Annotated in this window: 23 protein-coding genes and 2 pseudogenes; 18 read left to right on the forward strand and 7 right to left on the reverse strand. The window is 68.4% G+C overall.

Features of this window, described 5'->3' with window-relative positions:
- Nucleotides 1-25: 25 nt before the first annotated feature.
- The 8 genes from HVO_RS15165 (at nt 26) to HVO_RS15200 (ending at nt 5,773) form a co-directional block, all read left to right on the forward strand.
- The gene (locus tag HVO_RS15165) at nt 26-1,990 is read left to right on the forward strand and encodes an archaea-specific SMC-related protein (RefSeq protein WP_004042067.1); all 1,965 of its coding nucleotides are present in this window, start codon (nt 26-28) and stop codon (nt 1,988-1,990) included.
- 335 nt (nt 1,991-2,325) lie between these two features.
- Nucleotides 2,326-2,625, forward strand: coding sequence for a HalOD1 output domain-containing protein (locus HVO_RS15170; protein WP_158543171.1), 300 nt, complete (start codon nt 2,326-2,328; stop codon nt 2,623-2,625).
- A 276-nt stretch (nt 2,626-2,901) separates the two neighbouring features.
- Complete coding sequence (gene samp3, locus HVO_RS15175; protein ID WP_004042069.1) at nt 2,902-3,180, forward strand: ubiquitin-like modifier protein SAMP3; 279 nt, start codon at nt 2,902-2,904, stop codon at nt 3,178-3,180.
- 1 nt (nt 3,181) lies between these two features.
- Complete coding sequence (locus HVO_RS15180; protein WP_004042070.1) at nt 3,182-3,439, forward strand: hypothetical protein; 258 nt, start codon at nt 3,182-3,184, stop codon at nt 3,437-3,439.
- Nucleotides 3,436-3,906 (forward strand): hypothetical protein, encoded by a 471-nt coding sequence (locus HVO_RS15185; RefSeq protein WP_004042071.1) that lies wholly within the window; start codon nt 3,436-3,438, stop codon nt 3,904-3,906. Before HVO_RS15180 ends, HVO_RS15185 begins: the two co-directional genes overlap by 4 nt.
- A gap of 36 nt (nt 3,907-3,942) precedes the next feature.
- Nucleotides 3,943-4,638 (forward strand): AzlC family ABC transporter permease, encoded by a 696-nt coding sequence (locus tag HVO_RS15190; RefSeq protein ID WP_004042072.1) that lies wholly within the window; start codon nt 3,943-3,945, stop codon nt 4,636-4,638.
- Nucleotides 4,639-4,977 (forward strand): AzlD domain-containing protein, encoded by a 339-nt coding sequence (locus HVO_RS15195; RefSeq protein ID WP_004042073.1) that lies wholly within the window; start codon nt 4,639-4,641, stop codon nt 4,975-4,977. It begins immediately after the preceding gene.
- 76 nt (nt 4,978-5,053) lie between these two features.
- A complete protein-coding gene (locus HVO_RS15200; protein ID WP_004042074.1) occupies nt 5,054-5,773 on the forward strand; it encodes a hypothetical protein in 720 nt (239 codons plus the stop codon).
- A 54-nt stretch (nt 5,774-5,827) separates the two neighbouring features.
- On the opposite strand, the gene HVO_RS15205 is transcribed toward HVO_RS15200, so the two are convergent.
- Nucleotides 5,828-7,759, reverse strand: coding sequence for an aldehyde ferredoxin oxidoreductase family protein (locus HVO_RS15205; RefSeq protein WP_004042075.1), 1,932 nt, complete (start codon nt 7,757-7,759; stop codon nt 5,828-5,830).
- A gap of 126 nt (nt 7,760-7,885) precedes the next feature.
- A pseudogene (locus HVO_RS15210) lies at nt 7,886-8,113 on the reverse strand (MerP protein); the annotation flags it as partial.
- Between the two features lie 161 nt (nt 8,114-8,274).
- Here HVO_RS15210 and HVO_RS15215 point away from each other — a divergent pair.
- Nucleotides 8,275-9,108, forward strand: coding sequence for a DICT sensory domain-containing protein (locus HVO_RS15215; protein ID WP_004042077.1), 834 nt, complete (start codon nt 8,275-8,277; stop codon nt 9,106-9,108).
- Nucleotides 9,109-9,186: 78 nt separating this feature from the next.
- Complete coding sequence (locus HVO_RS15220; protein WP_004042078.1) at nt 9,187-10,269, forward strand: archaeosine biosynthesis radical SAM protein RaSEA; 1,083 nt, start codon at nt 9,187-9,189, stop codon at nt 10,267-10,269.
- 510 nt (nt 10,270-10,779) lie between these two features.
- Here the strand turns inward: HVO_RS15220 and purQ are convergent.
- Both purQ and purS read right to left on the reverse strand, forming a co-directional pair.
- Complete coding sequence (gene purQ / locus HVO_RS15225) at nt 10,780-11,454, reverse strand: phosphoribosylformylglycinamidine synthase I (protein WP_004042080.1); 675 nt, start codon at nt 11,452-11,454, stop codon at nt 10,780-10,782.
- A gap of 1 nt (nt 11,455) precedes the next feature.
- On the reverse strand, nt 11,456-11,707 hold the full coding sequence (gene purS, locus HVO_RS15230) for a phosphoribosylformylglycinamidine synthase subunit PurS (RefSeq protein WP_004042081.1): 252 nt from the start codon (nt 11,705-11,707) through the stop codon (nt 11,456-11,458).
- A 282-nt stretch (nt 11,708-11,989) separates the two neighbouring features.
- On the opposite strand from purS, the gene HVO_RS15235 reads away from it, so the two are divergent.
- The 3 genes from HVO_RS15235 (at nt 11,990) to HVO_RS15245 (ending at nt 14,832) form a co-directional block, all read left to right on the forward strand.
- Nucleotides 11,990-13,411, forward strand: coding sequence for a GntP family permease (locus HVO_RS15235; protein WP_004042082.1), 1,422 nt, complete (start codon nt 11,990-11,992; stop codon nt 13,409-13,411).
- A gap of 145 nt (nt 13,412-13,556) precedes the next feature.
- On the forward strand, nt 13,557-14,540 hold the full coding sequence (locus tag HVO_RS15240; protein WP_004042083.1) for a formyltetrahydrofolate deformylase: 984 nt from the start codon (nt 13,557-13,559) through the stop codon (nt 14,538-14,540).
- Between the two features lie 76 nt (nt 14,541-14,616).
- Entirely contained in the window at nt 14,617-14,832 is a 216-nt protein-coding gene (locus HVO_RS15245) for a hypothetical protein (RefSeq protein WP_004042084.1), read from the forward strand.
- 41 nt (nt 14,833-14,873) lie between these two features.
- Here the strand turns inward: HVO_RS15245 and HVO_RS15250 are convergent, their stop codons facing one another.
- Nucleotides 14,874-15,893 carry a phosphoribosylaminoimidazolesuccinocarboxamide synthase gene (locus HVO_RS15250; RefSeq protein ID WP_004042085.1) on the reverse strand — a complete coding sequence of 340 codons (1,020 nt, stop codon included), beginning with the start codon at nt 15,891-15,893 and terminating at the stop codon, nt 14,874-14,876.
- Between the two features lie 138 nt (nt 15,894-16,031).
- On the opposite strand from HVO_RS15250, the gene HVO_RS15255 reads away from it, so the two are divergent.
- Both HVO_RS15255 and HVO_RS15260 read left to right on the forward strand, forming a co-directional pair.
- Nucleotides 16,032-16,790, forward strand: coding sequence for an SIR2 family NAD-dependent protein deacylase (locus tag HVO_RS15255; RefSeq protein ID WP_004042086.1), 759 nt, complete (start codon nt 16,032-16,034; stop codon nt 16,788-16,790).
- 192 nt (nt 16,791-16,982) lie between these two features.
- Nucleotides 16,983-18,841: pseudogene (locus HVO_RS15260) on the forward strand (ATP-binding protein).
- A gap of 24 nt (nt 18,842-18,865) precedes the next feature.
- Here HVO_RS15260 and HVO_RS15270 read toward each other — a convergent pair.
- On the reverse strand, nt 18,866-19,288 hold the full coding sequence (locus HVO_RS15270; RefSeq protein WP_004042089.1) for a DUF5518 domain-containing protein: 423 nt from the start codon (nt 19,286-19,288) through the stop codon (nt 18,866-18,868).
- Between the two features lie 116 nt (nt 19,289-19,404).
- On the opposite strand from HVO_RS15270, the gene cofH reads away from it, so the two are divergent.
- The 3 genes from cofH (at nt 19,405) to HVO_RS15285 (ending at nt 22,060) form a co-directional block, all read left to right on the forward strand.
- On the forward strand, nt 19,405-20,772 hold the full coding sequence (gene cofH, locus HVO_RS15275; protein WP_004042090.1) for a 7,8-didemethyl-8-hydroxy-5-deazariboflavin synthase subunit CofH: 1,368 nt from the start codon (nt 19,405-19,407) through the stop codon (nt 20,770-20,772).
- Between the two features lies 1 nt (nt 20,773).
- Nucleotides 20,774-21,322 carry a hypothetical protein gene (locus HVO_RS15280; protein ID WP_004042091.1) on the forward strand — a complete coding sequence of 183 codons (549 nt, stop codon included), beginning with the start codon at nt 20,774-20,776 and terminating at the stop codon, nt 21,320-21,322.
- A gap of 135 nt (nt 21,323-21,457) precedes the next feature.
- Complete coding sequence (locus HVO_RS15285; RefSeq protein WP_004042092.1) at nt 21,458-22,060, forward strand: hypothetical protein; 603 nt, start codon at nt 21,458-21,460, stop codon at nt 22,058-22,060.
- 36 nt (nt 22,061-22,096) lie between these two features.
- Here the strand turns inward: HVO_RS15285 and cofG are convergent, their stop codons facing one another.
- The gene (gene cofG, locus HVO_RS15290) at nt 22,097-23,272 is read right to left on the reverse strand and encodes a 7,8-didemethyl-8-hydroxy-5-deazariboflavin synthase subunit CofG (protein ID WP_004042093.1); all 1,176 of its coding nucleotides are present in this window, start codon (nt 23,270-23,272) and stop codon (nt 22,097-22,099) included.
- Between the last annotated feature and the right edge of the window lie 188 nt (nt 23,273-23,460).

Raw genomic sequence — 23,460 nt, forward strand, 5'->3', positions numbered from 1 at the left:
TCACCAACACATCCACATCCGACACATGAACGATTCAGAGGCACTTCAGGCGGCGACTGTACGCATACGAAACATCGGCGGTATCGACGAGCGGCGCGTCAGGCTCGACCCCGGCGTGACCGTGCTCACCGGCCGCAACGCGACGAACCGAACGTCGTTCCTGCGGGCGCTCATGGGCGCGTGCGGGAGCGACGCGATCAGCCTCAAAGGCGACGCCGACGAGGGGTCGGTCGAACTCGAACTCGACGGCCGGACGTACACTCGCCTCCTCTCGCGTGAGAACGGGACAGTCTCGACCGACGGGACGCCCTATCTCCGAGACGCGGCGACCGCGGACCGCTTTGCGTTCCTCCTCGGCTCGAACGAGGCGCGGCGGGCGGTCGTCGCGGAGCGCGACCTCTACGACGTCATCATGTCCCTGGTCGACACCGACGCCATCGAGGCCGAAATCGAGCGCCTCCAGTCGCGTCGCACGCAGGTCGAGCGCCGACTCGACTCGCTGGACTCGCTCGACGCCGACCGGCGGTCGCTCGAATCGAAACGCGACGACCTCGAAGCCGAAATCGAGGCGCTCGAAGCCGAGCGGGACGACATCGAAGCCGAAATCGAGGCCGAAGACCGGACGGTCGAGACGCAACGCGAGCACCAAGCCGAATTAGACGAGGTGCTTTCGGAGCTCCAGTCCGCGCGGTCGGACCTCGAGAGCGTCCGTTTCCGCCTCCAGAGCGAGCGCGAGAGCGTCGAATCGCTCCGCGAGGAGCGCTCCGAACTCCAGTCGGAACTCGACTCGTTCGACGCCGAGGCGGTCGACCGCGGCGAGGCGAGCGACCGAATCGAGTCGGTTCGGTCGCGCATCGAGTCGCTCAACTCGACGATTTCGGAGCTTCAGACCGTCGTCCAGTACACCGAAGACGTGCTCGACGGGAAGGCGGGTCTCGTCGAGGATTCGCTGGGCGCGGACGGCGACGGTTCGGTGACGGACCAACTCGTCTCGTCGGAGACGACCACCTGCTGGACCTGCGGCACCGAGGTCGACCGCGACCAGATTCGGGGGACGACCGACCGGCTCCGCGAGGTCAGAGACGAAAAGCGCGAGGAACGCGCCGAGCTCCGCCGCGAACTCGACGAGCTCGAACGCTCGATGCGGGCGGCGGAACAGGCCGAGCGCGACCGCCGGAAGCTCCGCGATAAACTCCGGCGGCTCGAAGACGAACTCGACCGCCGAACGGGACAAATCGAGTCGCTGACCGACCGGCGCGAGGAGCTCGCCGAACAAGTCGACGCGCTCGAAGCCGACGCGTCCGAACTCCGCGGACAGAGCGGAGGGGAAGGCGACCTCATCGAACTCCACAGAGAGCTCAACGAAGTCGAGTTCGCTCTCGACCGGACGCGCGACGACCTCGCGTCGGTCCACGACGAACTCGACGAACTCGACGACCGGTTCGACGAACGCGAGGAACTCGAACGCGAACGCGAGCAGGTGAACGAGGAGCTCGAAGCCGCACGGACCCGGATTCGGTCGCTCACGGCCGCGGCGGTCGAGTCGTTCAACGAGGAGATGGAGACGGTGCTCGACCTCCTCGGCTACGACAACATCGAGCGCGTCTGGCTGGAGCGCGTCGAACGCCGGGTCCGCGAGGGGCGTCGCAAGGTCGAAAAAGCCCAGTTCGAACTCCACATCGTCCGCGCGTCCGACTCCGGCGCGGTGTACGAAGACTCCATCGACCACCTCAGCGAAAGCGAGCGCGAGGTCGTCGGCCTCGTGTTCGCCCTCGCGGGCTACCTCGTCCACGAGGTGTACGAGGAGGTTCCGTTCATGCTCCTCGACTCGGTCGAGGCCATCGACGCCGGGCGCATCGCCGCGCTGGTCGACCACTTCGAGCAGTACCCGACGTTCCTCGTCGCGGCGCTCCTCCCGGAGGACGCACAGGCGCTCGACGCGTCGTACCGGCGCGTCACGTGGGGCACCGACGTGACGCCGGCCGCCTGACTGACGTGCCCTGACAGCGCGTGTTCGCGAGGGGTTAGGTGCGTCTCCCGCGTCTCCGCTTCGTCCTATCGTCTCATTTTGCTCCGATTCGTCCCGTCCCGTCCCACATCCCGTTTCGGTCGGTTCTCGGTTCGGTCACGCGCTTCTCTCCGTTCTTCCAGCCGTCCGCTCGTTTCCACGACACCGAACCGCGTTCGCTGCGTCGCCGGTCCCCGCTCGCCAGCACAGTATTGCATTAGAACGGCACTATCAAGGGAACATACCGATAGTACGCAAGAAATATAACACATCGAGACGACGTATCAGACGGACGATACTGGGGGGACGAGACCATCATCACATCTGACACACGGACACGAACTGAGTACGAACCGACGCGTGTTTGGTACGACTGCGAGCGTACCGAACCGGTCTCTGAGGCGGTCGCCGCAGCCGTGGACAAACACGCCCGCGGCGACGCGGACCTGCCGCCGCTCACAGACCACGTAGACACCGACGCCCTCGATACCCTGTTCGGCCGCGACACGCCGGGCGCTCCGCGCGTCTCGGGTGCCTCGCTCGAATTCGACTACGCCGACTTCGTCGTCACCGTCGAGTCCGTCGGCCGCATCGAAGTTCGGGACGCGGGCCGGTAATCTGCCGGGTCGTTCGGCACGACGCTGTGACGGGTCGAGCGTCGCCGGCGGGACCGCTCGCCCTCGCCGTCTCGACCCGCGCCAATCGCTCTCGAAGTCGTCTGAGATGTTCGTTCGAACGAGACCACCGGACGCGGTCTCAACGTTATCAGTTAAGAACTTTCTGGCAGAAATATTGCAGTTTATTTGAATTACTGTCCCGAATAACGGCGAGTGAAACGCCTCCGCGTCCTCGCCGCGACGTACCTTTTTGTCTCGTGGACGCCGACAAGGGGTATGGAACTCGAATTACGCTTCTTCGCGACGTTTCGAGAGGTGGTGGGTCAGAAGTCCATCTACTGGCGGGTCGACGACGACGCGACGGTCGGAGATGTCCTCCGGTCGCTGGAAGCGGAGTACGACGGCCTCGCCGGCCGACTCATCGAGGACGGCGAGGTCAAGCCGCACGTGAACGTGCTGAAAAACGGGCGCGAGGTGGTCCACCTCGACGGGATGGCCACGGCGCTCGACGACGGGGACGCCGTGAGCGTCTTCCCGCCGGTCGCGGGGGGCTGACGTGGCGCGCCGACAGCGGGCCTTCCGCGGCATCTCGCCCCGCCTCGCGATTCAGTACCTCGAAGGGCTCGGCGGCGAGGCCGACGGCGACGGCCGCGTGGTCGGTCCCGACTGGGCCGTCGACATCGAGACCGAGGAGGTCACGATAACGAGCAGTATCCAGCTCACCGAAGTGCAACTCGCGTTCGAGGGCGACGAGGAGACGCTCGACGACCTCGTCGAGCGGTTCGCCCGCAAGGCGATGCGCGCGGGGGGATGACCGTGGGGGCCGACGGCGACCGGCGACCGGGTCGCGAACGACTCAGCGAGCGCCTCGCACCCGACGGCGACGACGGCGCGCCCCGCGGGGGTGCCATCGACGGCACGGCCATCATGCTCGCGGCCGCGAAGGCGAGCGTCCCCGCCAGCAGTCTGCCGCGGCTGCTCGACCGGGCGCAGGCGTACCTCGACGGGCGGGCGACCGAGTACGCACAGGGGTTCGAGTGCGTCCGCGAGGACGACGACGCGGCGGTGTATCTCGTCCCGCTGGGCCACTGGGACACGAAGGGGCTCGACCTCGACTTTTCCCACCGTGAGGTCGACGCCGTCCGCCGGGCGCACGCCGAACACCTCCGGCGGGTCGGCGCGGACGCCGACCGCCGCGACGAGTTCGAGACGGCGCTCGAAATCCGCGAGGTCGCCGTCGTCAGTCGGGAGGGAAAAAGCCGGCAATCCGCCCGACGATAGACGGCTATTTTGGGGACGGTGCCCTGCTACCGACAGATGCCAACCGTTTCCTCCGACCTCCTCGACGGCGTCCGGGCCGCGGGGCCGCTCCAACTCGGCATCGCGCCGTTCGGCCTCGTCGCCGGCGTCGCGGCCGTCGAGCAGGGGCTGTCGGTCGCGCACGCCCTCGGGTTCTCCAGTGTCGTCTTCGCCGGTGCGTCGCAGCTCGCCATGATAGAACTCCTCGGTGCGGACGCGCCGCTGGCTATCGTCGTCGGCACGGCGGTCGTCATCAACCTGCGGACGATGATGTACTCGGCCTCTATCGCGCCCTACTTCCGCGACCTGACCGCCCGGTCGAAGGCGCTCGCGTCGTACCTGCTGACCGACCAGGCGTACGCCGTCTCAATCGCCCGCTACGGCCGCGACGGCGAGACCGACCGCTTCGCGTACTACGTCGGTGCGGGCGCGTCGCTGTGGCTCGTCTGGCAGGTGACGACCGTCGCCGGCGCGCTCCTCGGCTCCGGGCTCCCGCCCGAGTGGGGCTTCGACTTCGCCGCGCCGCTGGTCTTTCTCGCCCTGCTCGTCCCCACGCTGAAGGACCGCGCCTCCGGCGCGTCGTGTCTGGTCGGCGGCCTCGTCGCCACCGGCGTCGTCGTCGCGGGCGTCCCGTTCCACCTCGACATCATCGTCGCGGCCGTCGTCGGCGTCCTCGCCGGCCTCGCGGTCGACTCGCTCGGAGGCGACGCCTGAATGCCGACCGGCTACGACTCGGCGACCGTCTGGCTCGTCATCGCCCTCGCGGGCGTCCTCACGTTCGCCATCCGCGGGTCGTTCATCTACCTGTTCGGCCGCATCGACGACGTGCCGCCGGCGGTCGAGTCGGCCTTGGAGTACGTCCCCGCGGCCGTGTTCGCCGCGCTCGTCTTCCCCGCGCTCTTGGCTCCATCCGGCGACCTCGCGGTCTCCGTCGGCAACGACAAACTCGTCGCGGGCGCGCTGGCCGCGCTCGCCGCGTGGTACACAGAACGCGTGCTCGCCACCATCCTCGTCGGCATGGGCGCGCTCTGGGTCCTCCGGTTCGTCGTCTGAGCCGCTGTCAGCCCTGTTCGTTGACCCGTCGCATCCCCCCAAGATACTCGTCCCGCGGGCGACCACGACCGCACGTATGCCCTCTCCGTTCCCGCGCCTCTTCTCGCTCCCCCGCGACGACGAGGGTCGCCCTCTCCTGCCGACCGGGTTCGCCGCCGGCGTCGCCGCGTTCGTCGTCGGCACGGTCGCGGTCGCCGGCTGGCTCGCCCTCGCCACCGACGGCCCGTTTTCCACGCTCGACGCCGCGACCGAGATGACCGGCGGCAAGCCCGTTCCGGCCCCGTTCGTCCCCGTCTGGACGTTCGGCGGCGCGATGGGCCTACCCGTCCGCCTCGTCGAGACGACCGGTCCCGGGCACGCGGTCGTCCTCCGAAACCTCGTCGACGGACTCGACGGCCCCGCCGACCCGTGGTACTGGCTGGGCGCGCTGCCGCCCGCCTGCCTCTTTCTCGCCGGCGTCGTCACGGCGCGCCTCACGGCGTGGTCTCGACGCCCCGCCGAGGGGTTCGCCACCGGGTCGTCCGTCGCCGTCGGCTTCGCCGCCGCCGTCGCAGTCACCGCGCTCGTCGCCCGCGTCGGCCTCGGTGACGTGCCCCCGAACGCGGAGGGGTTCGTCTGCGTCGGTTCGACCGGGTTCCACCCGACCGACCTCGACGGCGACTCCGTCGGCCTCCCGCTTTGGGGGGCGTTCTCCGGGCTGGTGTACGGCGTCGTCTTCGGCGGGCTCGGCGGGGCGGTGGCGTCGCTCGTCGGGCGACTCGTCTCCGCGGTTCGCAATCGGTCGAAAAAGGCGTGATTCGGATTCGCGCGGGAGCCGATTGGACCGAACGGCGTCGGCTCGGTCGTCGGCTCAGTCGTCGGCGGGTGCGGGCGAGTCGCCGCGGGAGACGCCCGTGCCGGGGCCGATGTCGATGCCGAGTTCGTCGAGACGCTCGTCGGGGACGATGCCGTCGACCCACTGGCGACGAGCGTAGTACTCTTCTTTCATCTCGTCGAGTTCGCACAGTTGCCCCTCGGACGCGCCCTGTCCCGGCATCGCCCCGTCGCCCTCGACGAAGCGTCCCGGCAGCGAGTCGTCGGCGCCGTCGAAGCCGGCGAGGTTGTTGTAGTACCGCTCTAACGTGTAGATGCGGTCGCCGGTTTCGAGCAGTTCCTCTTCGGTCACGTCGCGGCCGGTCATGCCGTTGTACTGCAGGACGTACTCCTCGATACCCTCCGCGAACGCGTTGAACTTGCAGATGTCGAACGAGTCCGAGATGGCGTGCATGTCCTGGAACAGCGCCACGAGTTCGCCCTTCCCGCGCCACTCGTGGGGGTCGTGTTTCTCCGGGATGCCGAGAATCTCGGCGGACGGCGTGTAGCCGCGGAGGTGACACGCGCCGCGGTTCGAGGTGGCGTAGCCGATGCCCATGCCCTTCATGCAGCGGGGGTCGTACGCCGGGATAGTCTGGCCCTTGACGGCCAGCGAGTTGTCGTGGGCGTCGAAGCGCTCGGCGAGGCCGTTTGCGCCCTCCGCGAGCGCGTCCGCGAGGTCGCCGCCGCGGTTCGCAATCTCGGTGATGAGGTCTATCATGCGCTCGGTGTCGCCCCAGTCGAGCTGCTCGCTCAGGCCGTCGAGCTTGCCCTGTTCGGACATCTCCATCGCCATCGCCATCATGTTGCCCACCTCGATGGTGTCGACCCCCATGTCGTTACAGCGGTCGATCATGACGGCGATTTCGTCGCGCTCGGTGTGCCCGGAGTTCGGGCCCAGCGCGTAGGCGGACTCGTACTCGTAGGACTCGCCGCGGACGTTCATCTCCTCGCCTTTGTGCATCACCGACACCTCGACTTCCTTCTTACAGGCGACCGGGCAGGAGTGACACGTCGGCTCGTCGACGAGGATGTTCTCGCGGACGTTCTCGCCGGAGACGCGCTCGGAGTCGATGTCCGCGCCCTCGGCGTCTCGCATCGCCGCGGTCGAGGTGTACTTCCCGTTTTTCGTCGGGAGGCCGTCGAGCTCCTCGCCCGCGTTCATCAGGACGTTCGTCCCGTACAGCGACAGGCCGCCCTCGTTGGGCGCGGTGACCTCGGACTCGCGGATGAGCTGCATCGCCTGCTGGTAGCCCTGCTTGAACGTGTCGGCGTCGGCGGGCTTCGGCATCCGCGTGCCGGACTTCACGACGATCGCCTTGAGGTTCTTCGAGCCCATGACCGCCCCCGTACCGCCGCGGCCGGACGCGCGGTCGTCCTCGTTGACGATACAGCCGTACTTGACCTCGTTTTCGCCGCCGGGGCCGATAGCCATTATCGAGAGGTTCTTGCCGAGGCTCCCTTCGACCTCGCCTTCGAGCTCCTCGATTGTCTCGTGGACGCCCTTTCCCCAGAGGTGTTCGGCGTCGTGGAGCGTCAGTTCGCCGTCTTCGACGACGGCGTAGCTCGGCCGCTCGGCCTTGCCCGTGAACAGGAGGCCGTCGAAGCCGGACCACTTGAGCCGCGCGCCGCTCCAGCCGCCGTGGTGCGAGTCGGTGACGGTCCCCGTGAGCGGGGATTTCGTCACGACCGCGATTCGGCCGCTCATCACGGTCTGCGTACCGGTGAGCGGGCCGGTCATGAACGCGAGGAGGTTGTCCGGTCCGAGCGGGTCCACGTCCGGTCCCTGGTCGAAGACGTACTTCACGCCGAGGCCGCGGGCCCCGATGTACTTCTTTGCGTCCTCGTCGTCGATTCCCTCGTACGCGATGTCGCCGGACGACAGATCCACCCGAGCGACCCTGTCGTGATAACCACCGAGTTCAGTCATTGTAATCCTCGTTGATTATATACGGTCGCTGTCGGGTTAGTGATTCCCACCTCGACGTAACCGTTCGAGGTTACGCCGACGCGAGCCGGCGCCGGACTGTCTCGGGATTGCGGCAATCCGTGCGACTCATCCCGGTTGCGGGCCGGCGGCCCGGAGCGAGACGGTTCCGGTGGCGTCGACGACGACACTCGCGGGGCCGCGCGGCGGACAGGACCACCACGTTCCCGAGGTTGCCGCGCCGGTTTCGAGGCTCACCGAGACGGCGTGCGGCCCGGAGGTCGTCACGGGGACGAGTTCGCGGGCCTCGTCGGGGTCGAGCGCGAGCGTGCGGTCGAACGACTCGCCGCCGCCCGCGAGAAGCGAGAGGAGCGTGCGGCGCTCCATACCCCTCATACGGGCGCGGCGCATATGAACGTCTGTCGCGGCCGCTGCCCCCCGCGACGCGGCGCTCCGCCGTCGCGACACCGGCCTCCAAAACAGCTATTCCGTCGGCAGTCAGTCGTTCTCACGAATCGATGGGACTCGCCAGCTTCCTCGGCGCGATTGACACCGCGAGCCGGTCGCTCTCGGTAGTCAATCGCTCGGCTCCCGACCCCGTACAGCGGATGCTCGAAATCACGTTCGCCGACCAGCCGGTCGACGTCGACGAACTCTCCGACGACGCGCGCGGCGACGACGTGGTCGTGCTCACCGAGCAGACGGCCGAGGGGCACGAGGTCGTCGCGACCTCGCCGCTGGAGGAGGTGATGAACTCCGTCCTCCTCGTGAACTCCGACCTCTACAAGACGGGGCAGGCGAAGCTCGACGAGTTCGAACTTCCGTCGGTGCTCACCCGACTCGACGACGTGCCGTTCTCGCTTCGTGGCTATCCCGAATCGGACAAGGAGAAACTGCTCCTCGTGGCGATTTCGCGGTACATCGAGCGCCACGCGTGGCGCGCCGGCAACGGCAGGCTCCGGTCGTCGTTCCAGCGACTCTCCCGAATCGAAGACGAGCGCGGGACGCGAGCGGTCTACAAGAAGGTCGCGTCGACCGACGTGCAGACCCACATCTACGGCATCCCGGACTGGTCGCCGCCGACCAACTCGAACCTCGTGACCCACGGCGGCTACACGGACGACTTCTACGACTCGTGGTTCGTCGTCTACACGCCGCCCGAAGACGAGTCGGTCGAGGCTGAACCGGGCGACCGAACTGCGGCGAGCGACGGGCGTCTCGACGACGTGGAACCGGACCAGCCCGTCGCCCTCCTCGCCTTGGAGACCGAGCCGAAGCGCTGGGAGGGCTACTGGACGTTCCGGCCGTCGCTCGTTTCCGACATCGACCGCTACATCTCGCGGAACATGTGACGGCGGGACGGGCCGGCGACCGCCGCCCGCCGCCCCCAGACGAAGCCGCTTTACGCACCCGTCCGATACGGGTATCCAATGAGTAAGCCGAGCCCCGAGGTCTACGAACGGGGACGCGGGATGGACGCGCACAACAAGGTGATGCGCGACATCCGTTCGCAAAAGCAGAAGACCTACGACCCCCACGAGCCCACTCGGGTGTGGATAGACGAGGACAACACGCCCGACGGCGTCTACGACTCGCTGACGATTATCCTCAACACCGGCGGCTGCCGGTGGGCCCGCGCCGGCGGCTGTACGATGTGCGGCTACGTCGCGGAGTCCGTCGAGGGCGGCACCGTCGCCCACGAGGCGCTGATGGACCAGATTCAGGTCTGTCTCGACCACGAGGCCGAGGAGATGGACGACGGCGAAAAGGCGGGGCTCATCAAGATTTACACCTCCGGCTCGTTCCTCGACGAGCGCGAGGTGCCCGCCGAGACCCGAGACGCCATCGCCGAGACGTTTGCCGACCGCGACCGGATGGTCGTCGAGTCGCTGCCGGATTTCGTCACGCGCGAGAAACTCGCGGACTTCACCGACCGCGGCCTCGACACCGACGTGGCAATCGGCCTCGAAACCGCCACCGACCGCGTCCGCCACGACTGCGTGAACAAGTACTTCGACTTCGCGGACTTCGAGGACGCCTGCGAGGAGGCCGCCGCGGCCGGCGGCGGCGTCAAGGCGTACCTCCTGATGAAGCCGCCGTTCCTCTCGGAGTCCGAGGCGCTCGACGACATGAAGTCCTCCATCCGCCGGTGTGCGGCGGTCGACAACTGCCACACCGTCTCGATGAACCCGACGAACGTCCAGCGCTACACGATGGTCGACGAGCTATTCTTCAACGGCGGCTACCGCCCGCCGTGGCTCTGGTCGGTCGCAGAGGCGCTCGGCGAGACGGTTGACGTGGACGCCATCGTCGTCTCCGACCCCGTCGGCGGCGGCCAAGAGCGCGGCGCGCACAACTGCGGTGACTGCGACGAACTCGTGTTCAAGGCGGTCAAGGACTTCAACCTCCGGCAGGACCCGAGCGTCTTCGACCAGGTGTCCTGCGACTGCGAGGCGACCTGGGAGTTCGTCCTCGACAACGAGACGAGCTACAACATGCCGCTCGTGAAGTAAGCGCGCCGAGTCGCGCGACTGAGCGCCACCGCCGACGTTCGCCTTGGCGCGGGCGTACACTCGCTGAACCCGAACCCGAACCGCAGCGTCGCCCGTCCGCATCTCCGACCGTTCGTCCACAATCCCGCGTCGTTTTCCCTCATTCGGCCGCGTTAGGGGGTGCTATCCGAAAGTAACAGGCTCCTAACCGTCGAATAGGATATTCGTATCAAAGAGGGTGTGAGTCGTTGTCATATTCGGTGGTTCGGACGTGTCCATCCGAACCGCCCACCATCATGACGAAACACACGTACAAGACCGTCTACTACGCGGATGGGTGGTTCGAGATTCGCGAGGAGGAGAACGCCGAGGCGTGGGTCGCCACGGACGCTCCCTGCGCTCTCGCTCCATAGCACACGGCACGCGGGCCGGAACCCTCGACACTCCAACATCGCTCATCGTGTACGCCGCTCCGTTCGCTCACCGGCCCCGTGCCGTCCGCCACCGCGGCGGACGGTCTTTTTTATACTACTATCCCTCGAAGCCCGCCAGCACGCCCCGACCGTCGGTGTTGCCGAGTTGCGGTAGCGACGCCCGCTCGGGGTGGGGCATCAGCACCGCGACGGACTCGCTGTCGCCGAGGACGCCCGCGACGTTGCCGAGCGACCCGTTGGGGTTCGCCTCGTCGGTGACGTTGCCCTCCGCGTCGCAGTAGCGGAACAGGATTCGGTCGTCGGCTTCGAGTTCTTCGTAGCGCTCGGCGTCGAGTTCGAAGCGACCCTCGCCGTGGGCGATGGGCAGTTCGATGACCTCGCCTTCGTCGTACGCCGCGGTCCAGCGCGTGTCGGCGTTCTCGACGCGGAGGTAGACGTGTTCGCACTGGAAGCGGGCGCTCGCGTTCGTCGTGAACGCGCCGGGGGTGAGCCCGGACTCGCAGCCGATTTGTGCGCCGTTGCAGACGCCGAGGACGGGGACGCCGTCGTCGGCCGCCTCGCGGACCGACTCCATGATGGGCGAGCGGGCGGCCATCGCGCCGCCGCGCAGGTAGTCGCCGTACGAGAAGCCGCCGGGGAGCACGATACCCGTCGTCTCCTCGGGCAGGGGGTCTTCGTGCCAGACGCGCTCGGCCTCGAACCCGAGGTCCGACAGCGCGCGCACGGCGTCGCGGTCGCAGTTCGAGCCGCCGAACTGCACGACTGCAATCATCTCAGGCCTCGGCGACCGCGACCTCGTAGTCGTGGATGGTCGGGTTCGCCAGCAAGCGTTCTGCCATCTCGTCGGCGCGGGCCTCGGCCTCGTCGGCGTCGGCCGCGTCGAGGTCCACCTCGTAGCGTTCGGTGAAGCGCAGCGCCTCGAGTTCGAACCCGAGTCGTTCCAGCGCGCGCTTCGTCGTCTCCGCCTCCGGGTCGAGCACGCCGCGCTTGAGGCGCACCGTCACCGTCGCGGTGTAAGTGGTCATCAGGTGGCGATGCGTGGTGATGTGCAAAAACGGTTTTGGGTCGTGTTTGTTATACACGAATGTGACTACTGGTTATCGAACCGGCGACGACACCGGCAGAGACCACGCTCCGTCGTAGATGCGACAGTACTCACTAGCTGACGGCGCACCGCGAACACATCTCGACAACTCTTTTGATTACACGCCACAATAGTTTATTATTTTATATAAATATATAAAAATAATTACATACGTGATATATGATAATCATTTTTATACTCCGAATGAGATGGCATCTCACGCATGGCAATCGAATTCGCACAGAGTCCGCTCTTGACGTTCGTCGTCGGACTCGCGTTGGTCGTGTTGTTACTGGTCGTCTTGGACCTCCCGGCGTTCGTCGGCTTGGCGATAGCCGCGTTCGCGGTCGGCCTCGTCAACGCGGCGTTCGTCCCCGACTTCGCGCTCGCCGATGCGGCGACGAGAACGGCGACGGCGTTCGGAAACGGGATGGCCGGTATCGGGATTCCCATCCTGATGGCCGCCATCATCGGGAAGTCGATGCTCGAAAGCGGCTCCGCCCAGCGCATCGTCCGCTCCTTCCAGTCGCTCGTCGGGAGAGAAAACAGCGACATCGCGCTGTGGGGGAGCAGTACGGTGCTCGCCATCCCCGTGTTCTTCGACAGCGTGTTCTACCTCATGGCCCCCCTCGCGCGGTCGATGCGGGCGCGGATGGGCGACAACTACGCGCTGTATCTCGTCGTCGTCGGGGCCGGTGCGGCGACGGCCCACGTGTTCATCCCGCCGACGCCCGGCCCGCTCGCGGTCGCCAGCGAAATCGGGGCCGACATCGGCATCACGATGCTCATCGGCGTCACCGTCGCCGTCCCGTCGGCCACCATGGGCGGCCTCGTCTACGGCCGCTGGATTAACCGCCGCATCGACATCCCCCTCCGCGACGCGATGGGGACGACCACGGACGAACTGCAGGAGCGCGCCCAGCGCGACGTGTCGTCGCTTCCGAGCTTCCTCGAAGCCACCGCTCCCATCGTCATCGCCGTCGCGCTCGTCGGCTCGCTCACCGTCGTCAACGCCCTCGAAGGCGTGACGGTGGCCGAACCGCTCCGGCCGTTCGTCGGGTTCGTCGTCGACAACCGCCCGTTCGTCGCGTTCATCGGCGACAAGAACGTCGCGCTCACGGTCGCCGCGCTCGCCGCGGCTTACACGTACTACCGCTGGTCCGACCTCTCGCGGTCCGAGTGGGAAGACGAACTCACCGAGGCGCTGAAAAGCGGCGGCAACATCGCGGCCATCACCTCGATGGGCGGCGCGTTCGGCGCGCTCCTCGCGGCCTCCGGAATCGGCTCGTACCTCGCCAACGGGCTCGAAGGTTTCGGCATCCCGCTTCTCGTGACCGCGTGGCTCATCGCTGCCATCGTCCGCATCGCGCAGGGCTCCGCGACCGCGGCGATGCTCACGGCCGCCGGCATCATGGCCCCGCTCACCGGCCAGCTTCCGGTCCACACCGCGTATCTGGTGATGGTCATCGGCGCGGGCGGCAACATCTGCTCGTGGTACAACGACTCCGGCTTCTGGCTCGTCAAGGAAATCGGCGGGCTCACGCAGGCGGAGACGCTGAAGACGTGGACCGCGCTGACGACGATTATCTCCGTGACCGGGCTCGTCGTCGTCCTCGTCGTCTCGTCGGTGCTGCCGCTGGCGTAGGCGACAACGCGCGCACGTCGGCTTTTCCTTTTGACGGGTGATTCACGGTCGTTCCCGAGGGATTCGCTTGCGGAGAACGACAGCGGTTTACCGTTCGCCGACGCAGGACGGGTATGTTCAGCTTCGAACAGCTGGAGGTGACGGTATGACTCGCGAACTCACCGAAATCACGGTCATCGGAGGAGACAAGACCGGACTCATCGCGAACGTGACCACCCTGCTGTTCGAGCGCGGAATCAACGTCGAGGACTTGGACCAGGCGGTCCGCGAGGGAATCTTCCGGATGACCCTCCACGCCGACACCGCGGAGATGACCTGCTCCCGCGACGAACTCCGAGCGGCGCTGTCCGACCTCGGCGACGACCTCGGCGTCGACGTGCAGGTCCGGTTCCCCTCGGACCGCGAGACCCGCGAAATCGCCGTCCTCGTCACGAAGGAGTCCCACTGCCTCGAAGCGCTGTTCGAGGCGTGGGCCAACGACGACCTCGGCGCTGAAATCTCGGTCGTCATCGGCAACCACGACACGCTCGAACCGCTGGCGAGCCACTACGACGTGCCGTTCCACGACATCGGCGACGAGAAAGGGACCGCCAACGAAGAGCGCCTGCTCGACCTCCTCGAACGGTACGACGTGGACCTCGTCGTCCTCGCGCGCTACATGCGCATCCTCGGCCCGAACGTCGTCTTCCGCTACGAGGACCGCATCATCAACATCCACCCGTCGCTGCTCCCGGCGTTCCCCGGCGCGGCCGCCTACCGGCAGGCGAAAGAGGAGGGCGTCCGCATCGCGGGCGTCACCGCCCACTACGTGACGACCGACCTCGACCAAGGCCCCATCATCGCCCAGCGCGCCTTCGACGTGCCGGACGACGCCTCCATCGACGAAATCAAAGAGCGCGGCCAGCCGCTGGAGGCCGACGCGCTCCTCGAAGCCGTGAAGCTCCACCTCAACAACGACGTGTCGGTCCACCGCGGGCGCACCAGCCTCCGCGAGAGCGCCGACCCCGAGCGCTACCAACTCGGCCTCACCCGCGAGGCGCAGGCGTCGAACCCCGACCGCCCGGTCGACGGCATCATCGACGCCCTCGGGGAGCGCGAGGCGCTCGCGCCCGAACCGTCCGAGGACTGAGGCGACTGCGGCAGCGACGGCGGGGCGACCCCCGCCAGACACCAGCCCTATTTTGCCGCCGACACGACTCGGAGGCGTGCCCGTCTCTCCCCGCTACCGCGTCGCGCTCGGCTGTTACGCGCTGTGGCTCGTGGCGACCGTCCTCCTCGCCGCGCACGAACTCGGACTCATCCCGCTCCTTCCCGGCGTCGAACCGGGCGTCGTGACCGGCGCGACGGTGGTTTTCGCGCTCGGCGTCGTCCGACTCTCCCGCCGCGGCTGGCGGTTCCTCGTCGGCGACGACGCGGCGTGAGAAGGGGACAGACGAAAAGCGGAGTCGCTCGAGCCGCCCGGTTACAGGTCGCGGACGCGCGCCACGGCGTCCTCGATGGTCGGGGCGTCGAACCAGTCGTGGTCGACGTAGGCGTTGGTGCCGGCGCAGTAGAGGTCCGACAGCGCCTCGACGATGTCGGCGGGCAGGCGGTCGGGTTCGACCGCGCAGTGCTCGCGCCAGTTCGGCTCGCCCGTCTCGATGGCCTCGGCCTTCGCGTCTTTCACGGCTTCGACCCACTCGGGCTGGACGCGCTTGTAGTACTGCCGGACGACCTCCTTCGAGACCTGCTGGCCGCCGTAGGAAAACCGGTTTTCGTCGAACGTGCCGACCACGTCGCCGACCTTGACGGTGCCGTCGTGGTAGAGACACTCGATTTTGCCGTCCTCGTGGTCGAAGCCGGCTTCGTCGGCGCGTTCGGTCAGCACGTGGTTCACGGCGAGCGCCAGCTCTTCGAGGCGGTCGAGGTCGACTTTCCCGGCGATGTCGTCGGCCTCCGCGCGGGAGAGATACCGGTCCTGTTCTTCGTACTTCGTGGAGAACTCCACGACCGGCTCGGGGAGGGAGACGGCCTCGTCGGGCCACTCGTCCAGTTCGAGGCCGTAGTCTGCGGGCTCGCCGCGCCGCCGGAGGCTCGACCCCACCGGGACGGTGTTGCGGAAGACGATTTCCAGCGGGATGAGGTAGTTGTCGCCGGCGGCCTCGTGGTAGGCGTCGTAGTCGTACGCGCCGTCGGCGTGAGGGAGGTCGGGCACCTGCGTGAGTTCGATGGCCATCTCCGTCGGCGGCGACTCGCACTCACCGAGTTCCTTCACCTTGCCGTCTTCGACCACGCCGAGGTAGTGGGTCGGGACGTGGTTCACGTCGAGCAGTTCGAAGTTGTACGCGCCCATGAGACAGAGGCTCGCGCCCTTGTTCGGGACGTGGTCGGGCATCTCGCCCCAGTCGAACACGGAGTAGCGGTCCGAGAAGACGAAGCGGCCCCGCCCGAGGTCGGTCGCCGTCGGCTCCTCCTCGACGCGGAAGTCCTTCACGCTGGTCATGGTCGTCCTCTGGGCTCATCCCACTAAGAAGCTTCCACTTCCGTGCGTATCTCGGTCGGATACGCGGCCAATCTATGCACGAATGCGCTTACCGGGCGAATCGTATCGCTTTTTCGCGGCTGGCCCGTCCGTTGGGCTATGGACGCTGCCCTCGAATCAGACGCCGCGTGGGTCGCCCGCCGACTCCGCGAGGCCGACACCGCAGTCGCCTTCACCGGCGCGGGGATGAGCACGGCCTCGGGCATCCCCGACTTCCGCGGCGACGACGGCATCTGGGAGACCGAGTTCGACCCGGCGTCGTTCCACCGCGACCGCTTCGTCAACGACCCCGCCGGCTTCTGGCGCGACCGCGTCCACTTACAGGAGCGCATGTTCCCCGACGGCGTCGAGCCGAACCCCGGCCACGAGGCGCTTTCGGCCCTCGAATCGCGGGGCGTCCTCGACGCGGTCGTGACGCAGAACACCGACGGCCTCCACCGCGAGGCCGGCTCCGATCGCGTCGTCGAACTCCACGGCAACGCCGCCGAAGTCGTCTGCGAGGACTGCGGCGCGCGAACCGACGCGGCCCCCGTGTTCGAGACGGTCCGCGCCGGCGACGCGCCGCCGACGTGCGACGACTGCGGCGGCCTGCTCAAGCCCGGCGTCGTCCTGTTCGGCGAGCGCCTCCCCCGCGTCGCTTACAGCGAGGCGAACCGCCTCGCCGGCGACGCCGACGTGTTCCTGTCGCTCGGCTCGTCGCTGACGGTTCACCCCGCGGCGGGTCTCGCCGGCCGGGCCGCCGAGGTCGGCTCGCTCGTCGTCGTCAACTTCGACGCGACGCAGTACGACGACCGCGCCGACCGGGTCGTCCGCGGCGACCTCGCGGCGTTCCTCCCCGAAGTCGAAAAACGAATCTGAGCGCGACCGGTGCCGCCCGCCCGGGCTCTCGGCGTCGACCGCCTCGGACGCCTCGGGCGACGACGCGTCGGTGTCGTCGGACAGCGGGCTCCCTGTTCTCCTCACTCGCGGCAGATTACCGGCGGCCAACTGTCACGAACCGCCGGTCGCACTCACCAATCAATTGATGCTCTCTCCCAAGCGTGTCGGTGCATGACTCGGTCACCCTCGCCGGGTTCGTCGGCGGGGACGGCACCGTCCGTTCTCTTCGTCGCTCCCGACCGCACCCGGGCGGACGCCGTCGCGGCCGCGCTCGACCGCCACGACGTGGTCGCGCTGGTCCGCGAGCGCCATCCCGACGTGCCGGTCGTGCTCCTCGGTTCCGGCGGGAGCGACGACGGGAGCGACGGTGACGCACTCGCGGACGACCCCGCCGCCCACCGCGTTTCCGGCGACATCGAATCCCTCTCCTACGACCGCCTCGCCGACCGGGTTCGGGCGGCGGTCGCCCGCTATCGGAGTTCGGAGGCCCAGCGCACCGAACGCGACATCGTCAGCCGGCTCGAACGCCGCATTCAGCGCACCGAGCGGAAGATAACGTCGCTCCACGGCGTCGCCATGCGACTCGCGTCGGTCTCCGACGCCGACGACATCTACGCGGAGACCGTCGAGGCTGCGGAGCGCATCCTCAACCTCGACATCTGTTTCGCCTTCGCGGCCGAGGCGGACCGGTTCGTCCCGCGGGCGCAGTCGTCGACGCCGACCGACCGCGAACTCCGCCCGGTCCCGAAAGACGCGGGCGCGATGGGCGAGACGTTCCGCACCGGCGAGTCCCACCGCGCGGTCGACATGGAACTCCACGCGTTCGGCCGCCCCGAGTTCGGTGACTACCGCTCCGGTCTCAGCGTCGCTATCGGTTCGTTCGGCGTGTTTCAGGCGGTCTCCGAGCAGACCGGCGCGTTCGACGAAATCGACCTCGAACTCGCGGAACTGCTCGTCGCCCACACGAACGCGGCGCTCCAGCGGCTCAGTTTCGAGCGCCGGCTTCGGGTCGAACGCGACCAGTACGCCGCCCTGTTCGAGAACAGCGCCGACTGCATCATCGACTCGGAGTTCGTCGACGGCGAGTCCGTCATCCGCGCGGTGAACCCGGCGTTCGAGGCGACGTTCGGCTACGACGAATCCGAGGTCGTCGGCCGCGCCATCGACGACGTGGTCGCGCCGGACGACCGTCTCGACGAGGCCGCGAAGCTCACCGAGATGGTCCGCGCCGGCGACTTCGTCCAGACGGAGGTGCGCAGACAGACCGCGAACGGCGAGCGGGACTTCCTCCTCCGGTCGGTCCCGGTCGGCGAGGACACGATATACGCGGTGTACACGGACATCACGGCGCGCCGGGACATCGAACCCGAGATGGAAGCCCAGAACCGCCGACTCGACGAGTTCACGAGCGTCGTCTCGCACGACCTCCGCAACCCGCTTTCGGTCGCCACGGGCCACCTCGACCTCGCCCGCGAGGAAATCGACAACGACCACCTCGCGGCGGTGGCGCGGGCCCACGACCGGATGACCGCGCTGACGGAGGAACTGCTCGTGCTCGCGCGACAGGGCACCGACGCGTTCGCCACGACGCCGGTCTCTCTCGCGGAGACCGCAGAGCGGTGCTGGGATCACGTCGAAACCGGGGACGCGGCGCTCGTCGTCGGTCCGACCGGACCGTCGTCGCCGACGCGGGCCGGCTCCACTAACTGTTCGAGAACCTGATGCGGAACGCTGTCGAACACGGCTCACCGGACGAATCCGGGTCTGCCGACGGCGGGCAGGACCGCGTCACCGTCACCGTCGGCGCGCTCGACGACGGTTTCTACGTCGAAGACGACGGCGCGGGCATCCCCCCCGAACTCCGCTCGCGCATCTTCGACACCGGCTTTTCGACCGGCACCGCGGGCATCGGCTTCGGGCTGACAATCGCCTCGAACGTCGTCGACGCGCACGGCTGGACGGTTTCGGTGGAGGAAAGCACCGCGGGCGGCGCTCGCTTCGAGTTCACCGGCGTCGGTGCCGGTGGCTGAGTGGCGGGTCGGAGCGACCCGGACTCAGGCGAACTCCTCGTGGAGATACGCGCCGAGGTAGCCGCCGAGCGCGCCGAGGCCGACGGTGTAGACGAGCAGCGCGAGGAGGCCGAACAGCGCGACGATGACGATGCCGAGGATGCCGAGGCCGAAGCCCAACTCGAACGGGGTGACGCCGATGGCGAAGATGCTGAAGAACCCGAGGACGACGACGCCGAGGACCGTCCCGACGAGGCTCACGAACAGCCCCGAGACCGCGCCGGATTTCACGCCCAGTTCGCGGTCGCTTCCGGTCGGGTAGCCGGCGAGTGCCCCGCCGAGGACGGTCGACCCCGGAAGCGGCGAGAGGACGACGCTGGCGACCGCGCCGACGAGGGCCGAAAACAGCAGGCACTCTCCTCCGTCGTCGAGAGCCGACTCGGTCGTCGAAGTCGGGGAGTGTTCCATGTGCGACCCAACACGGCGGGAGGGCCTAACGCTTTCTCCGCGGCGTCCCGCTGTATCCCGCGGCCGGAGTTCCGGTACCGCCCCGTTTTTACGACCGTGGCGCGTTGCCAACGAGCATGTCTGGTGCCGCCCACGACTTCGGGTTCGAACACGTCCCGGAGACAGACCAGTCGTTCGAGAACGCCTTAGCGAAGGCGCGAGCGGGCGAGCGCCTCACGGTCGACGACGGCGTCGAACTCATCACGACGGGGACCGACCGCGAGGGAATCGGCCCCGAACGCAAGGAACTCGTGCTCGAAGCCGCCGACCGGCGGCGCGCCGAGATGGTCGGAAACGACGTGACGTTCGTCGCCAACCTCAACAACAACGTGACGACGGCCTGCAACACGGGGTGTCTGTTCTGTAACTTCAAGAACACCGCCCACCTGTTCGAGGCCGACTCCGACGCCGACCACGGCGGCTTCACGAAGACGCCCGCCGAGTCCCGCGACATCGTCGCCGACGCGGTCGAGATGGGCATCTACGAGGTCACGTCCGTCTCCGGCCTCCACCCCGCGCTCGTGCTCGACGAGGAACACCGCGAGATTCTCGAAGCCTACGACAACCCCGCCGCCGAGGTGAACTACAAGCCGCCCGAGGCGTACGACACCGACCCCGCGAGCTACGCCGAACAGCTCTCTGCTATGTCGGCCGCCGGCGCGCACGTCCACTCGATGACGCCGGAAGAGGCCCATCACGCCAAGCGCGGCACCGACTGGAGCTACGAGGAGGTCTACCGCCGCCTCGCGGACGCCGGCCTCGCCAGCGCGCCCGGCACCGCCGCGGAGATTCTCGTCCCCGAGGTGCGCGAGGTCATCTGCCCGGGGAAAATCGGCACCGACGAGTGGGTCGCCGGGATGGAGGGCGCGATGGAAGCCGGCCTCGACGTGACCGCGACCATCATGTACGGCCACGTCGAGACCGAGAAACACCGCGTGCTCCACCTCGACGTGATTCGCGACCTGCAAGACCGCTACGGCGGCATCTCCGAGTTCGTCCCGCTGTCGTTCATCCACCAGAACACGCCGCTGTACGACCGCGGCCTCGTGACCGGCGGCGCGTCCGACGACGAGGACGAACTGATGGTCGCCGTCGCGCGGCTCTACCTCGACAACGTCGACCACATCCAGTCGTCGTGGGTGAAGTTCGGGAACGCGAAGGCGCTGAAGCTCCTCAACTGCGGCGCGGACGACCTGATGGGGACGATTCTCTCCGAGGAGATAACGAAGCGCGCCGGCGGCGGCTTCGGCGAGTTCCGCTCGTTCGACGACTACGTCGACATGATAACCGCCATCGGCCGCCGGCCGGTCGAGCGCTCGACCGACTACCGGACCCGCCGGCCAATCGACCCCGACGACGGCCCGCACGGCCCGACGCTCGGCCCGCGCGCCGACGGGACGCCCCTGCTCGACGGCCGCCGCGACCCGGCGACCGCAGACGACTGAGATGATGGCGACCACCCACGCGGCCGTGGGGCTGACCCTCGCCGCGCCGCTGGTCTGGGTCGCGCCCGACCTCGCCACAGCGGCGGCCGTCGGCGCGCTCGTCGGCGGCGTCTTCCCCGACGTGGACCTCTTCGTCGGCGTCCACCGCAAGACGCTGCACTTCCCCGTCTATTACAGCGTCGCCGCCGCGGTCTTCGGGGGCGTCGCCGCCGTCTCGCCTTCGACGCTCACCGTCGGCGTCGCCTTTTTTTGCCTCTCGGCGGGGCTCCACTCCGCGTCCGACTGGCTCGGCGCGGGCGGCGAACTCCGGCCGTGGGACCGCACCTCCGACCGCGCGGTGTACGTCCATCCCGCGAAGCGGTGGCTCCGCCCCCGTTATCTCGTCCGCTACGACGGCGCGCCAGAGGACCTCGCGCTGACGCTCCTGTTTTCGGTCCCCGGCTTCCTCGCCTTCTCCGGCGGCGTCCGGGTCGCCATCGCGGTCGGCGTCGCCGTCGCGCTGTTCTACACGGGCTTCAGAAAGCGGATGCCCGAGTGGTTCGGCATCTGAGGCGCGGCGTCTGCGTGACCCGCCGCGCCCGCGAGCGCTCGGCGCAACCACGAAACTCATACGTCTCGGTCGCCGAGTGGTCGAAGCGATGACGACTCGACGGCTCCGACCGGCTCGGGAGGTGGTCGCCCCGTGATGGCCCCGACGCACGTGGCGATGAGCCTCGCGCTCGCCGCCGCCGTCGCGGTCGTCGCCCCCGCGGCCGCGCCGCTCGTCGTCGCGGCGGCGGTCGTCGGCGGCGTCTTCCCCGACCTCGACATGGTCGTCGGCGTCCACCGTAGGACGCTCCATCAGGTCGAGGCGTTCGTCGGCGGCTCGGTCGGGTTCGGCGCGGTCGCGGTCGTCACCGGCGACCCGCTGGCCGCGGCCGCGGCGACCGGGTTCGTCGCGGCGGCGCTCCACTGCGCGGCCGACTACCTCGGCGGCAGCAGCGAGGCTCGTCCGTGGGAGGCGCGGACCGACCGCGGCGTCTACGTCCGCAGCCTCGGCGGCTGGGTCGAACCCCGCCGCCTCGCCGCCTACGACGGCTCTCCCGGCGACCTCGCGCTCGCCGCGGCGCTGTCGGTGCCGGGCCTCCTGACGCTCGGCGGCGACTCGCGAGGGGTTCTCCTCGTCAGCCTCGCCGTCGGCGTCATCTACACACTCGTCAGAAAACGCGTGCCCCAGCTCTCGGGGCGCGCGCCCGCCGTGACCGCCGCGGTCGTCGCGCTCTACTCAGTTCTCGGTCGTCGTCGGTAGCAGACGACCACACGGTCGGCCGACGCGGCGTCGATCTCACCGCGGAATCGACAGCGGGCCGTCGCCGCGGGCGACGTTTCGGAACCGCCGTCCGTGAACGTCGTCGGCGGCGAGCCGGTCGGTAATCGGGCCGCGGAGCCACTCGCGGTCCGGCGCGGCCGCGGGCGCGCCGCCGCTCTCGCCGGGGTCGTCCGCCGGTCCGAGCGCCCCGTTCGGCAAGAACCGCTCGTAGACCGGCAGTCGCTCGCGGAGCGGGACGCCCGCCTCGTCGGCGATGTCTGCGAGTTCCCGGAGCGCGGGCCACTCGTAGTCGGGGTTGACGTAGTCGTCCGTGACCGGCGAGACGCCGCCGAGGTCGTCGACGCCGCAGGCGACGAGGTCGGCCGCCGCCGAGAGGTTCGGCGGCACCTGCACCGACACCTCCTCGGGGAGCGCGACCCGCGCCATCGCCACGACCCGGCGCATCGTGTCGAGCGACGGGCGCTCGTAGTCCGACCGCTCGTTGGGGACGACGTTCTGGACGATGACCTCCTGGACGTGGCCGTAGCGCTCGTGGAGCGCGCGGATGGCCAGCAGGCTCTCGGCCCGGTCGCGCCACGTCTCGCCGATGCCGACGAGGATGCCCGTCGTGAAGGGGACGCCCACCTCGCCCGCGGCGCGGATGGTGTTGAGCCGCTGGCCCGGCGTCTTCCGCCGACTGCCCGAGTGGGCGGCCACGTCGGCGGTCGTCTCCAGCATCACGCCCATGCTGGCGTTCAGGGGCGCGAGGTCAGCGAACGCCTCGCGGGTCAGGTCGCCGGGGTTCGAGTGCGGGAGCAGGCCCTCGTCGAGCGCGACTTCGCAGGCCGCCGCGAGGTAGTCGAGGATGTCGTCGTAGCCCCACTCGTCGAGTTGGCGGTGAATCTCCGTGTAGCGCTCGTCGGGGGCGTCTCCGAAGGTAAACAGCGCCTCCGTGCAGCCGGCGTCCGCGCCCGTGCGGACCACCTCGCGGACCTCGTCGAGCGACATGAGCGTCGCCTCGCCGGGCACGTCGTAGTAGGTGCAGTAGGTACAGGTGTACCGACAGGCGGTCGTCAGCGGGACGAAGACGTTCCGCGAGAACGAAAGCGACGCCGGCGCGTCGGCGTCGTCGGGGGTGACGGCGAGCAGTCGCTCCACGTCGGCATCGTCGATAGTCAGGTCGACTCCGTACTCGTCGGCACCCGTGAACATATCTCTCGGTGCGTGACGAACCACTAAAAGCGTGTCATTCGCGGCGATACGGCGGCGTCGAGACCGAAGCGCGGAAGTCGAGTTCGGGACCGGATAGTTGGTGCCAGACACGTCTCCGGCCCGTCCGAAGCGCCGTCAGGCGCTCGCCCCGAGTTGGTTGCGAGTGAGACTCGCGTCGTCGTCGCGAC

The sequence above is a fragment of the Haloferax volcanii DS2 genome (assembly GCF_000025685.1).
In the GTDB taxonomy this organism is placed as follows: Archaea; Halobacteriota; Halobacteria; order Halobacteriales; family Haloferacaceae; genus Haloferax; species Haloferax volcanii.

Coding starts and splice junctions, on each gene's coding strand:
- HVO_RS15165 (WP_004042067.1), top strand. CDS start 26: ATGAACGATTCAGAGGCACTTCAGGCGGCGACTGTACGCATACGAAAC.
- samp3 (WP_004042069.1), top strand. CDS start 2,902: ATGGAACTCGAATTACGCTTCTTCGCGACGTTTCGAGAGGTGGTGGGT.
- HVO_RS15185 (WP_004042071.1), top strand. CDS start 3,436: ATGACCGTGGGGGCCGACGGCGACCGGCGACCGGGTCGCGAACGACTC.
- HVO_RS15190 (WP_004042072.1), top strand. CDS start 3,943: ATGCCAACCGTTTCCTCCGACCTCCTCGACGGCGTCCGGGCCGCGGGG.
- HVO_RS15195 (WP_004042073.1), top strand. CDS start 4,639: ATGCCGACCGGCTACGACTCGGCGACCGTCTGGCTCGTCATCGCCCTC.
- HVO_RS15200 (WP_004042074.1), top strand. CDS start 5,054: ATGCCCTCTCCGTTCCCGCGCCTCTTCTCGCTCCCCCGCGACGACGAG.
- HVO_RS15205 (WP_004042075.1), bottom strand. CDS start 7,759: ATGACTGAACTCGGTGGTTATCACGACAGGGTCGCTCGGGTGGATCTG.
- HVO_RS15215 (WP_004042077.1), top strand. CDS start 8,275: ATGGGACTCGCCAGCTTCCTCGGCGCGATTGACACCGCGAGCCGGTCG.
- HVO_RS15220 (WP_004042078.1), top strand. CDS start 9,187: ATGAGTAAGCCGAGCCCCGAGGTCTACGAACGGGGACGCGGGATGGAC.
- purQ (WP_004042080.1), bottom strand. CDS start 11,454: ATGATTGCAGTCGTGCAGTTCGGCGGCTCGAACTGCGACCGCGACGCC.
- purS (WP_004042081.1), bottom strand. CDS start 11,707: ATGACCACTTACACCGCGACGGTGACGGTGCGCCTCAAGCGCGGCGTG.
- HVO_RS15235 (WP_004042082.1), top strand. CDS start 11,990: ATGGCAATCGAATTCGCACAGAGTCCGCTCTTGACGTTCGTCGTCGGA.
- HVO_RS15240 (WP_004042083.1), top strand. CDS start 13,557: ATGACTCGCGAACTCACCGAAATCACGGTCATCGGAGGAGACAAGACC.
- HVO_RS15250 (WP_004042085.1), bottom strand. CDS start 15,893: ATGACCAGCGTGAAGGACTTCCGCGTCGAGGAGGAGCCGACGGCGACC.
- HVO_RS15255 (WP_004042086.1), top strand. CDS start 16,032: ATGGACGCTGCCCTCGAATCAGACGCCGCGTGGGTCGCCCGCCGACTC.
- HVO_RS15270 (WP_004042089.1), bottom strand. CDS start 19,288: ATGGAACACTCCCCGACTTCGACGACCGAGTCGGCTCTCGACGACGGA.
- cofH (WP_004042090.1), top strand. CDS start 19,405: ATGTCTGGTGCCGCCCACGACTTCGGGTTCGAACACGTCCCGGAGACA.
- HVO_RS15280 (WP_004042091.1), top strand. CDS start 20,774: ATGATGGCGACCACCCACGCGGCCGTGGGGCTGACCCTCGCCGCGCCG.
- HVO_RS15285 (WP_004042092.1), top strand. CDS start 21,458: ATGGCCCCGACGCACGTGGCGATGAGCCTCGCGCTCGCCGCCGCCGTC.
- cofG (WP_004042093.1), bottom strand. CDS start 23,272: ATGTTCACGGGTGCCGACGAGTACGGAGTCGACCTGACTATCGACGAT.